Source organism: Microbacterium sp. Soil_N32 (genome assembly GCF_057655505.1).
Window position 1 is genome coordinate 209,352 of sequence record NZ_JBDGME010000016.1, and the last position, 11,670, is coordinate 221,021.

The following is an 11,670-nucleotide window of genomic DNA, read 5'->3' on the forward strand; positions in this document are numbered from 1 at the left end:
GCATCCGCCCCCCGCCTCCCCCCTCCGATCCCACCCGACCCGACGAAGGACCCCCATGACCACCGTCAACGACGACAAGCTGTTCCGGAAGGTGATGCTGCGCGTGCTCCCGCTCGCAATGCTCGGCTTCTTCCTCTCGTACCTCGACCGCGTGAACATCGGCTACGCGCAGGCCACCATGAGCGCCGACCTCGGCTTCTCGAACGTGGTCTACGGCCTCGGTGCCGGGCTGTTCTTCGTCGGGTACTTCCTGTTCGAGATCCCCTCGAACCTCATCCTCGCGAAGGTCGGCGCGCGCAAGTGGATCGCGCGCATCATGATCACGTGGGGCATCATCTCCGGCCTCATGTTCATCGTCGACAGCGAGTGGATGTTCTACCTGCTGCGCTTCCTGCTGGGCGTCGCCGAGGCCGGTTTCATCCCGGGCATCCTCTTCTACATGGCGCACTGGTTCCCGGCCAGCCGCCGCGGACGCGCCTGGGGCATCTTCTACATCGCCCTCGCCTCGTCCGGCCTGATCGGCGGCCCCGTCTCGGGCTTCATCCTCAGCGGCATGGACGGGGTCTGGGGCCACACCGGCTGGCAGTGGCTGTTCGTGATCGAGGCCATCCCCACGGTGCTGCTCGGCATCATCGTGCTGTTCTTCCTGCAGGAGGACTACCGCAAGGTCGGCTGGCTCACCGAGCCGGAGCGCGACCGCCTCGGCACGCTCCTCGCCGCCGAGCGGGTCGACGAGGCCGAGACGCCGCTGCGCAAGGTCTTCACGAGCAAGCTCATCTGGCTGCTCACCGCCGTGTACTTCTCGTACAACTTCGCGCTCTACGGCATCAGCTTCTGGCTGCCCACGCTCATCGGCGACCTCGGCATCACCGACGCCGTGCAGGTCGGGTTCCTCAGCGCGCTGCCGAGCCTCGCCGCGATCGTCTCGATGGTGACATTCGGCTACCTGTCTGACCGCGCGGGCGAGCGCCGGAAGTTCATCGCCGCCGCCTTCCTGCTCAGCGCATCCGGCTTCGCGATCTGCATCGTCGCCGGCACCGACCCGGTGTGGGGCATCATCGGCCTGTGCCTCGCGAACGCGGGCGCCCTGTCGATCCCGGCGATCTTCTGGAGCTTCCAGACCTCGATGCTCGCGGGCACCGCGCTCGCCGGGGGAATCGCGCTGATCAACTCGACCGGCAACCTCGCCGGGTTCGCGGCGCCGTACCTCATCGGCTTCGTGAAGGACACGACCGGCGTCGCGACCGTGGCGCTCTACATCACCGGCGGCATCATGATCGTCGGGGCGATCCTCACCATGACCGTGCGGCAGCACCGTGCCGTCGCGACGCCCGAGGACCTGCCGACGGAGCTGGTCTCGAAGTAGTCCCCCCTACACGCCTCCGGGCCGAGACCGGGTGAACCCCCGCAGACCCCCGTCTGCGGGGGTTTCGTCGTACCCCGCGACGGGGGCGCACGGCACCGCGAAACGCGGGGGAAACATGGCGGGGAGGGTGGCCGTCACACGGGAGCGTCGGCCCGTATGCGGGGCACATTCCCTGCGCGACAACGTGGACGATCGCCCCATAGTGGGCGCGCACGGCTGCACTCCACACTGAACGACAACAGCCCGGCCGCCCGAGCCGGACGCGTGAGAGACGGAGCATCATGGAGTCGTTCGAGGTCGCAGTCGTCGGGATGGGAGCGCTCGGCAGCGCCGCCACCTACCACCTGGCCCGTCGCGGAGCGAAGGTGGTGGCGCTCGAGCAGTTCGAGCTCGGCCACGTGCGGGGCGCCTCGCACGACACCTCCCGCATCGTGAGGACCTCGTACGGATCGAGCGCCTACGTGCGCCTCGCCCAGTCGGCCTACCGAGACTGGGCCGACCTCGAGGCCGAGTCGGGCGAGCGGCTGCTCACGATCACCGGCGGCGTCATCATGCTCCCCGTCGACGGCCCGTACTCGGCATCCGACTTCACCGAGGCCCTCACCGAGTGCGGTGTCGCGCACGAGCTGCTGACGCCCGCCGAGGTCACCGCCCGCTGGCCGCAGCTGCGCGTGCCCGAGAACGTCGAGACCGTCTACACCGCCGACACCGGCATCGCGCACGCCTCCCGCACGGTCGCGACCCTGCAGATGCGGTCGCGGGTGCACGGGGCCGACATCCGCGACCGCACCCCCGTCGAGGCCGTGATCCCCGACGGCGACGGCGTGATCGTCCGCACCGCGCACGGCGACATCCGCGCCGGCAAGGTGATCCTCGCGACGGACGCCTGGACCAACACGCTCCTCGACCCGCTGGGCGCCACGATCCCGCTCGACATCATGCAGGAGCAGGTCACCTACTTCCGCCCCGCCGAGCCCGAGCAGTACGACCGCTCCGTGTTCCCGGTGTGGATCTGGGAGGACGACGAGTGCTACTACGGCTTCCCCACGTTCGGCGAGCCGTCGATCAAGGCCGCGCGCGACGTGTCGGAGAACCGCATGACGCCCGCGGAGCGGTCCTTCGTGCCGTCGCCCGAACTCGTCGACCAGCTCGCGGGGTTCCTCCACGACGTGATTCCGGGCGCGGGCCCCGAGCTGCGCACGGTCACCTGCCAGTACGCGCTCACGAAGGACCGCCGCTTCGTGCTCAGCGCGCTGCCGCAGCATCCCGACATCATCGTCGGCCTCGCCGCCGGGCACGGCTTCAAGTTCACCCCGGCGCTGGGGCGCGTGCTCGCCGAGCTCGCACTCGACGGCGTCTCGACCGACGACCTCACGGAGTTCGCCGCCGCCGACGCGATGGCCGTCTGACCCCGGTGCGCGGCGGACACCCGACCGCCGCGCGCCCGCTCCTCGACCCTGCTATGGAGGATTCGCCCACCATGCGACCGTTCCCCTGGGATGCCGCGCCATACGACCCGCGTCGTGCGCTCAGTAGCGTGACCGCCATGTCATCGACGACACCCTCCGTCCACGGACCCCGCACGCCCGCGGCCGACCGCGATGCGCTGCGGGGGGTGACGCGATCGTGACCCGCTACATCCTGCAGCGCATCCTGTCGTCGCTGTTCGTGCTCTTCATCCTCTCGGTCCTCGTCTTCTCGATGGTGCGGATCATCCCCGGCGACCCGCTCGCCGCCTTCGTCGATCCCGCCAACCCCGACCCGGCGAAGCTGGAGGCGCTGCGCGCCGAACTCGGCCTCGACCAGCCGTGGATCACCCAGTACCTCGGCTGGCTGCTCGGCGTCGTGCAAGGCGACTTCGGGCGGGCGATCACGCTGCCCGGCGAGGTGTCGGCGCTCATCGCCACGCGCCTGCCGCTCAGCCTCACGCTCGCGATCATGGCGACGGTGTTCGGCACGGTCATCGGCATCCCGGCCGGCGTGCTCGCCGCGACGCGGTGGCGGCGCGTGCCCGACCACCTCGTGCGCGGCTTCTCGTTCGTGCTGCTGGCCACGCCGCCGTTCGTGCTCGGCACGGTGCTGATCCTCGTCAACTCGCTCACGCTGCGGCTGCCGCTCGTCGGCTACTCGGGTGCCGCGAACGACCCGCTGCGCGCGATCGGCGTGCTCATCCTGCCCGCGCTGCTCATCGGCATCGTGCTCGCGGCGATCGTCGCCCGCTACACGCGGGGCACCCTGCTCGACACGCTCGGCCAGGACTTCGTGCGCACGGCCAGGGCGAAGGGGGCATCGCCCGCGCGGCTCGTCGGTCGACACGCCCTGCGCAACGCGCTCATCCCCGTGACCACGGTCATCGGCATCGAGCTCGCGGCGCTGGTGGGAGGCACCGTCGTGATCGAGGCGGTGTTCTCGCTCCCCGGCATGGGGTCGCTGCTGCTCACGGGCATCCGCTCGTCGGACTACCCGATCATCCAGGCGACGGTGCTGCTCATCGGTCTCGTCTACGTCGTGATCAACTTCGTCGTCGACCTGCTCTATCCGCTGATCGATCCCCGAGTGAGGGTGCACACACGATGACCGTCACCAGAGAACTCGCCCTCGCGAAGGTCGCGGGCAGTCGCCCCCGTCGCCGCCGGTTCGGCCCGGCGTTCTGGAGCGGCGCCGGCATCCTCGTCGTGCTCCTCGCCGTCGCGGGATGGATGACCCTGTCGCCGCTGCACGACCCGTTCGTCGCCTCGGGTCCCGCCCTCGCCGCGCCCAGCCTCGACCACCCGCTCGGTACAGACAACCTGGGTCGCGACACGTTCACCCGCCTGGCCTTGGCGGCCCGCACCAGTCTCGTCATCTCGGGAGCCGCCGCGCTGCTCGGGGCCGTGATCGGAACCTTCTTCGGCCTCATCGCCGGCTACGTGGGCGGATGGGTCGACTCGGTGATCATGCGCATCGTCGACGCGATCCTCGCCCTGCCGGCGATCCTCGTCGCCCTGGTCGTGGGGGTCGTGATCGGCAACGGGCCGTGGCCGCTCATCCTCGCCCTCGGCCTGGTGTTCGCCCCCGGCTTCGCCCGCGTCATGCGGGCGCCCGTGATCGCTCTGCGCGAGCGCGACTTCGTGCTCGCCGCCACGCTCAGCGGCGTGCGACCGGCGCGCGTGATCGTGGAGCACCTGCTGCCCAACGTGCTCACGCCGCTGTTCGTGCAGTTCGCCTCCGTCGCCTCGCAGGTGGTGCTCATCGAGGCGGCCCTCAGCTACCTCGGACAGGGCGTGCAGGCCCCCGAGCCCTCCGCCGGCCGCATGATCAGCGAGTTCACCCGCTTCATGCAGCTGCAGCCGCTGCTCATCATCCTGCCGTCGCTGGTCATCATCCTGCTCTCGGCGGCCTGGAACCTCCTCGCCGACGGCATGCAGGACTACCTCGCCCCGCGCCGCGAGCCCGCCTTCTCGCTCGGTCGCCGCCCGCGGCGCGCCGCGACGGCCGCACCCGCTTCCCCCGACCGCACCACCACATCCACGCAGCACACCCGAACGGAGTAGGCCATGAACAGACGACACTGGGCAGGGGTCGCGGCACTCGCCGCCGCGACGCTCGCCATCGCCGGATGCACGTCCGGCGGAGGCACGGGGACCGGCGGAGAGGACGCCGGAGACCCGGTCGCCGGCGGCACCCTCACGTGGGGCGTTCCCGCCGAGCCCTCCGCCGGCGGCGTCGACCCGATGGTGGCATCGACCATCGCCGCCGAGGTCATCTACTCGATGGCCTACGACACCCTCCTCACGCGCGACGACGACGGCACCATCGAACCCGCCCTCGCCACCGAGTGGGAGCAGACCGACGACACCACCTGGGTGTTCCAGCTGCGCGACGACGTGACCTTCGCCGACGGCACGCCCTTCGACGCCGGCGACGTCGTGTACTCGTTCCAGACCCGCAAGGACGGCGGCACCAACGCCACCTACCTGAGCCTCATGGAGAGCGTCGAAGCGACGGGCGACCACGAAGTGACCTTCCACTTCAGCGCGCCGGACGGCACGTTCCTCGACGCCGTCTCGGCCCGGCAGACGTTCCTCATCGTCAGCGAGGAGGCCTACGGCAACGCGACCGAGGAGGAGCGTCAGACCACCAGCGTCGGCACCGGCGCCTACCAGGTGACCGAGTGGAACCAGGGCGTCTCGGTGACGATGGAGAAGAACCCGAACTACTGGGGCGATGAGCCCTACATCGACACGATCGTCTTCGAGCTGTACCCCGACGAGAACACCCTCCTCGCCGCCGTGCAGCAGGGCAGCGTGCAGGCGGCGTCGTTCATCGACGGCAGCCTCGCGCAGCAGGCGGCGTCGTCGGGCTTCACGCTCGGTGACGCGGCGTTCCGCCAGAACCTCGCCGTGTACATCAACCCCGAGTCGGGTCCGCTGGCCGACGTCGATGTGCGCCGCGCGTTCTCGCTCGCCCTCGACCGTCAGGCGCTCGTCGACACGGCCATGCTCGGCAACGCCGGCATCTCGTTCGTGCCGCCGGCGGGCGACCCCGGCGCGACCGACGCGGCGAAGCTGCCGTATTACGAGCGCGATGTCGACGAGGCGAAGCGCCTGCTCGAGGAGGCCGGTCAGCCGAACCCCGAGATCACGCTGAGCTACATGGGCGATGTCGCGGCGGCGCACCACCCGGTCTACGAGATGATGCAGCAGCAGCTGGCCGAGGCGGGCATCACGCTCAACCTCAAGGCGACCCCGCTCGCCGAGATCTCGCCGATCTTCACGACCGGCGAGTCGTGGACCGACCTCGTCGCCATCCCCGGCAGCCCGCGCGCGTCGGCGGCGTTCTACCTCGAGCCCGTGCTGCTCGAGGGCGGTGTCTACAACCACTGGGACGGCAACCCCGACGCCGACAAGGCGCGTGAGCTGCTGCAGCAGGCGAAGTCGGCCACCTCGCCCGAGGAGTACACCGACCTGATCGCTCAGCTCGCCGAGGAGGCCGCCGACAAGGCGCTCGAGTTCGTGCCCGCCGCGGTGCCGGTGTACTTCGAGGTCTGGGACAGCAACAAGCTGCACGACTACGAGAACGACGCGTTCTACGCCCGCTCGGCGCTCGACCACGCCTGGCTGACGCAGTGACACCCCGTCCCGGCGCCTCCGCACCCGGAGGCGCCGGGGCCACCCCTCCCTCCCTCCTTCCTCACCGAACAGAAGCGAGAAGCGCATGACCGACGCCACCGACGCCCTGCGCGTCGACGACCTCAGCATCGCCTACGGCACCGCCCCGCCCTCGGTCTCCGGCGTCTCGCTGCGCGTGCGCAAGGGCGAGATCGTCGGCGTCATCGGCGAATCCGGCAGCGGCAAGTCCAGCATCGCGCTCGCCATGATGGGGCTGCTGCCCGACTCGGCCCGCGTGACCGCGAACCGCATCGAGGTCGCCGGGGACGACATGAACCACGCCACCGAGCGCGACTGGGCGCGGGTGCGCGGAGTGAAGGCCTCGATGGTCTTCCAGGAGCCGATGTCGGCCCTCAACCCGTGCATGCGCATCGGCGCCCAGATCGCCGAGGTGCTCCAGATCCACGGCACCGCCGACAAGAAGCGCGCGCGAGCACGGGCGCTCGAGATCCTGCAGCTCGTGCAGATGCCCGACGCCGAGAAGCGCCTCGACTACTACCCCCACCAGCTCTCGGGCGGCCAGCGGCAGCGGGTCGTGATCGCGATCGCCGTCGCCGCCGGCCCCGACCTGCTCGTCGCCGACGAACCCACCACCGCCCTCGACGTCACCGTGCAGGCGCAGATCCTCGACCTCATCCGCAGCCTCCGCGACGAGACCGGCATGGGCGTGCTGTTCATCAGCCACGACCTCGGCGTGATCGGTCAGCTCTGCGAACGCGTCGCCGTGATGTACCGCGGACGCGTGGTCGAGTCTGGGTCGGCCAGGCGCGTGCTCGACGACCCCCGGCATCCGTACACCCGGGCGCTGCTCGAGAGCATCCCGCGTCCGTCGGTGCCGGTGCGCTCGCCGCTGGCCGTCATCCCCGCGATCAACGACTTCGCCGAGGCGCCGGCCGAGCTCGAGGAGGCCTCATGACCGCCCCCGCCCCTGCCGTGCTGCCGGCCGATGTGCTGCGCGTGAAGAACGTCACCCAGCGGTTCGGGCACGGCGACAACGCCATGACCGCCCTCGACGACGTGAGCCTCACGGTGCCCCGCGGCGAGACGCTGGGCCTCGTCGGCGAATCGGGGTCGGGCAAGAGCACGCTCGCCCGCGCCATCCTGCTCATGCGCACCCCGACCGCGGGGGCCATCGAGTTCGACGGCGTCGACGTGACCGGTCTGCGGGGCAGCGCTCTGCGCCGGCACCGCCGTCGGGTGCAGATGGTGTTCCAGGACCCGAACGACTCGCTCGACCCCCGCTTCACGGTCGCCCGCTCGATCGCTGAACCGCTCGTGGCCGCGGGCATCGCGCCGAAGGAGCGACGGCGCCGCATCGCCGACTCGCTCGACCGGGTCGGGCTGCCGATGGACGCCGCCGACCGCTACCCGCACGAGTTCTCGGGCGGTCAGCGTCAGCGCATCGCGATCGCCCGCGCCATGGCCGCGGAACCGGAGTTCGTGGTGCTCGACGAGCCCACGTCGGCGCTCGACGTCTCGGTGCAGGCCCAGGTGCTGAATCTGCTCGTGCAGCTGCAGAAGGACACCGGGGTGACGTACCTCTTCATCACCCACAACCTCTCGGTCGTGCACCATGTCGCCCACCGGGTGGCCGTGATGCACCAGGGGCGCGTGGTCGAGGAGGGCACCGGCGAGCAGGTCATGAACGCGCCGCAGCACCCCTACACGCAGAAGCTCCTCGACTCGATGCCGGTGCTGTACCGGAGTTGAGCATCCGTCGACGGCGGACAGGGAGGGGATGAACGTGCGCGTGCAGAGGCGGGGCGACGACAGCCACGACTGGGAGCTGTACCACGGCGAGGGCCGCATCGGCATCGAATGGTACTTCCGGCAGACGACCGCGCTGCCGACGTCGGTCATGCTCTACCGCCTCGACCCCGGGGCGGAGGAGGGGCAGCACCACCACCTCGATGGCGATCCCACGAGCTGCTCGCCGAACAGCTCGGACGAGCTGTACGTGGTGACGCGCGGCGAGGTCGTGATCACGGCGGGCGACGATCGGCGCACGCTCGGAGCAGGCGACGCGTTCTACGCCCCGGAGGGCCTGCGGCACGGGGTGCGCAACGAATCGGATGCCGTGGCCGAACTCGTGCTGATCTTCGGTCCGCGCGGCCCCCACCCGTTCCCGCAGACCGGGGTCGAGCAGTTCGATGCGGAGGCGGAGCGGTAGGTCGGTGCTAGGCGACGGGGCGCTGAAGGCGCTCGCGCAGCTCGTCGAGGCGCACCGCGATGCCGATGCGGAACATGCGCTCATCGTCGCGCCACCCGGCACCGAGCACATGGTCGAGGCGGTCGAGGCGCTGCAGGATCGTGTTCGTGTGGAAGTTCAGGGCGCGGGCCGTGCGGGTGGGGCTGGCGTTGTGGCGCACGAAGGCCCGCAGCGTGCCGAGCAGATCGGCGTTGCGGTCGGCGTCGTACTGGCGCACGGCGCCGATCGTGTCGCGCAGGAACGCCGACAGCCCCTGCGCGTCGGTGTCGAGCACCGCCGAGTAGGGGAGGAAGTCCTCGACGCGGGCGGTGAGGTCGTCGACCTCGAGGGCGGCGAGCAGACGCGCGGTGCGGCGAGCGGCGAGGAACGCCTCGGGGAGACGCCCGGGAGGGGGCACGACGACGGTGACAGCATCCTGTACGGCCGCCGCGACCTGCGTGCGCAGGCGCTCGATGTCGACGTCGCCGCGCGACCCGGCGATCGCCGCCACGACCACGCCGCGGTACTCGCCCACGAGCGACCGTTCGTCGAGCAGCCGCACCAGGGCCCGGGCTGCGGGCGTCTGCAGTTCGCCGGGCACCGAGAGCAGCAGCAGCGCATCGAGCGCGTCGAGGTCGACGCCGAGGCGCCGCGCCCGTCGCTCGACGTCGGACCGCCGCTCCGGCACGTCGTCGAGCAGGTCGGCGACGAGCTCGCTGCGTACGCGGTGGTCGGCACCGGATGCCGCCTCCTGCTGCAGCTCGAGGAGCGCCCCGACCTGGGCGGCGCGCTCGACGGTGCGCAGGTCGACCGAGCCGAGGTCGAACCCGCCGTCGCCGAGCAGGATCGCGCCGAAGTGGCGGCTGCCCGCGGTGAGCGCGGCGACCGCGTGCACCCCCGAGCCGGGCACCGACACGCAGTGCCCGCTCCGGCGGCTCTCGGCGAGGGCGGCCCGCACGGTCTCGTCGAGCGCCAGCATGCCGGGGGCCAGCGGCAGACCCGCTGCGGCGATCACGTTCTCCTGCGCGTCGATGATCGCGACCGCGCGGCCGAGCGCCGACGCGAGCGTCTCGGCGACGGGGCCGAAACCGCCGCCCGCGAGCACGGCGTGCACGAGCTCCTGGTGCACGGTGTTCGCGCGGTCGCGCTCGGCGAGGTGCGCCGTCAGGCTCTCGAGGGTGCGGCGACTGGCATCCTCCGACTCGCGCAGATCGCGGAGGGTCTGCGTGGTCTGCAGGATCACCGAGGCGTGGTCGGCGAGGGCCGAGAGCAGGGCGACCTCGTCGGGGGTGAAGCTCTTGGGCTCGCGGTTGCCGACGAAGAGCACGCCCAGCACGTCGTCGCTGCTGAGCATCGGCACGCCGAGCATCGACACCAGGCCCTCCGCCGACACCGCGTCGTCGATGCCGGTGTCGTGGCGGTCCTCTGCGTAGGCGGCGTAGTCGGCGACCCACTGCGCGGTGCGCGACTCGACCACCACGCTCGCGAGGCCGCGGCCCGGCGGCACCCGCAGCTGCTGGAACGAGGCGCTGACCGACCCGCTGGTCTCCCGCACGCGCAGCTCGGAGGTGTCGGGGTCGAACTCCGACAGATAGGCGAGGTCGACGCCCATCATCTCCCGGGCACGCTGCACGAGGCGGGCGAGCACGGCATCGCTGTCGCGCAGCTCCGCGAGCTCGCGGGCGCTCGAGAACAGGGCGGTCAGCTCGTGCTCGCGGCGCCGCAGGCGCGACAGTTCGCGCTGGATGCGGGCGACCCGGTCGGCGAGGGCCGCGGCATCCGTCTCTCCGGCCTGCAGGCGGCGCAGCGCCTCGCTCACCCCGGTGGGCCCGACCGTCTCGGCGTCGTAGGCGGCGTCGAGCAGTGCGGCGATGGCGTCGTCGTACTCGGGCATCTGCGTCCCTTCGGGGGAGGACGGCGCCGACCGGCGCACGACTTCAGTGTCGGACATGCGAGACCCGGCTCTCAAATCAGCCCGGCGGATGCTCAGAGGCGCGCGTCCGCCCGGGCGGCGGTGCGCACCAGCGCGGCGGCGAGGTCGGGCCACAGCTCGTGCGGGATGAGGTGGCCCATGTCGGGATGCACCTGCAGCTCGGCGCCGGCGATGGCCTCGGCGATGTCGACGGCGGCGGCCCAATGCAGGACGTCGTCGTCGCGGCCGTGGAAGACGAGGGTCGGCGCGGTCACGCGGCGCAGGGCGTCGAGCCGCTCCGGCGCGCGCTTCAGCGCCGCCCATTGCCGCGAGAAGCCGGCGGGGTGGTAGCCGCGGTCGTAGGCCTCGCCGGCGGCACGGCGGTGCCACTCCACCTGCGGGTCGAATCGGCCGGGGGGAGCGGCCGCGACCGCCGCGGCAGCGAAGGCCACGGCCTCTTCGCGGCCGATGCGCACGGGCGGCTGCGAGAGTTCGGCGCGTTCGCCGTGCAGCACGTAGCGCGGCGACTGGCCGGGGATCGTCGACAGCAGCCCGAGGCTGAGCACCCGCTCCGGATGCAGGATCGCCAGCATCTGCGCCATCATGCCGCCCATCGAGTGCCCCGCGATGTGCGCCTGCTCGACTCCGAGGTCGTCGAGGATCCGCAGCACGTCGTCGGCCATGTGGGCGAGGTCGTAGCCGCCGTCGACGTCGTCGTCACCGCCGAACAGCTGCGAGAGCCCGGTGTCGCGGTTGTCGAAGCGCACGACGCGGAACCCGCCGTCGGTGAGCAGCCGGATGAACTCCTCGTCCCAGCTGAGCAGCTGCGCCCCGCCGCCCGAGACGAGCACGAGCACGGGTGCCTGCTCGTCGCCGAAGACCTCGTAGTACAGGCGTACGTCGGCGGAATCGGTGAAGGGCATCGTCTCTCCTCGCGCATCGGTCGGGGTCGCGCTCCGGGCGGTGCTGCGAGTCTAGGAGCGGCACCGTGGCGAAGTGATGTGTCGACCGCATACAGCGAGGCGCGGGTGATGAGTGTTTCACCCATCGTCGG

General features: G+C 71.3%; 10 protein-coding genes. 8 read left to right on the forward strand and 2 right to left on the reverse strand.

Annotated features, from left to right (window positions below):
- Positions 1–55: 55 nt before the first annotated feature.
- The 8 genes from AC3A3J_RS05180 to AC3A3J_RS05215 all read left to right on the forward strand — a co-directional run bounded on the left by AC3A3J_RS05180 (position 56) and on the right by AC3A3J_RS05215 (position 8,686).
- Positions 56–1,366: an MFS transporter gene (locus AC3A3J_RS05180; RefSeq protein WP_487671252.1), complete on the forward strand. Its 1,311-nt coding sequence runs from the start codon at positions 56–58 to the stop codon at positions 1,364–1,366.
- 281 nt (positions 1,367–1,647) lie between these two features.
- Entirely contained in the window at positions 1,648–2,775 is a 1,128-nt protein-coding gene (gene solA / locus AC3A3J_RS05185) for an N-methyl-L-tryptophan oxidase (RefSeq protein WP_487671253.1), read from the forward strand.
- 217 nt (positions 2,776–2,992) lie between these two features.
- Entirely contained in the window at positions 2,993–3,943 is a 951-nt protein-coding gene (locus AC3A3J_RS05190; protein ID WP_487671254.1) for an ABC transporter permease, read from the forward strand.
- Positions 3,940–4,899: an ABC transporter permease gene (locus AC3A3J_RS05195; RefSeq protein WP_487671255.1), complete on the forward strand. Its 960-nt coding sequence runs from the start codon at positions 3,940–3,942 to the stop codon at positions 4,897–4,899. The genes AC3A3J_RS05190 and AC3A3J_RS05195 overlap by 4 nt, the downstream gene beginning before the upstream one ends.
- A gap of 3 nt (positions 4,900–4,902) precedes the next feature.
- Entirely contained in the window at positions 4,903–6,477 is a 1,575-nt protein-coding gene (locus tag AC3A3J_RS05200; RefSeq protein ID WP_487671256.1) for an ABC transporter substrate-binding protein, read from the forward strand.
- Between the two features lie 85 nt (positions 6,478–6,562).
- Positions 6,563–7,432, forward strand: coding sequence for an ABC transporter ATP-binding protein (locus AC3A3J_RS05205; RefSeq protein WP_487671257.1), 870 nt, complete (start codon positions 6,563–6,565; stop codon positions 7,430–7,432).
- On the forward strand, positions 7,429–8,226 hold the full coding sequence (locus tag AC3A3J_RS05210) for an ATP-binding cassette domain-containing protein (RefSeq protein WP_487671258.1): 798 nt from the start codon (positions 7,429–7,431) through the stop codon (positions 8,224–8,226). Before AC3A3J_RS05205 ends, AC3A3J_RS05210 begins: the two co-directional genes overlap by 4 nt.
- Positions 8,227–8,260: 34 nt before the next feature.
- Positions 8,261–8,686: a cupin domain-containing protein gene (locus tag AC3A3J_RS05215; RefSeq protein ID WP_487671259.1), complete on the forward strand. Its 426-nt coding sequence runs from the start codon at positions 8,261–8,263 to the stop codon at positions 8,684–8,686.
- A gap of 7 nt (positions 8,687–8,693) precedes the next feature.
- Here AC3A3J_RS05215 and AC3A3J_RS05220 read toward each other — a convergent pair whose 3' ends face one another.
- Both AC3A3J_RS05220 and AC3A3J_RS05225 read right to left on the reverse strand, forming a co-directional pair.
- A complete protein-coding gene (locus AC3A3J_RS05220; protein ID WP_487671260.1) occupies positions 8,694–10,655 on the reverse strand; it encodes a helix-turn-helix domain-containing protein in 1,962 nt (653 codons plus the stop codon).
- A gap of 35 nt (positions 10,656–10,690) precedes the next feature.
- Positions 10,691–11,539, reverse strand: a complete 849-nt coding sequence (locus AC3A3J_RS05225) for an alpha/beta fold hydrolase (protein ID WP_487671261.1) — start codon at positions 11,537–11,539, stop codon at positions 10,691–10,693.
- Between the last annotated feature and the right edge of the window lie 131 nt (positions 11,540–11,670).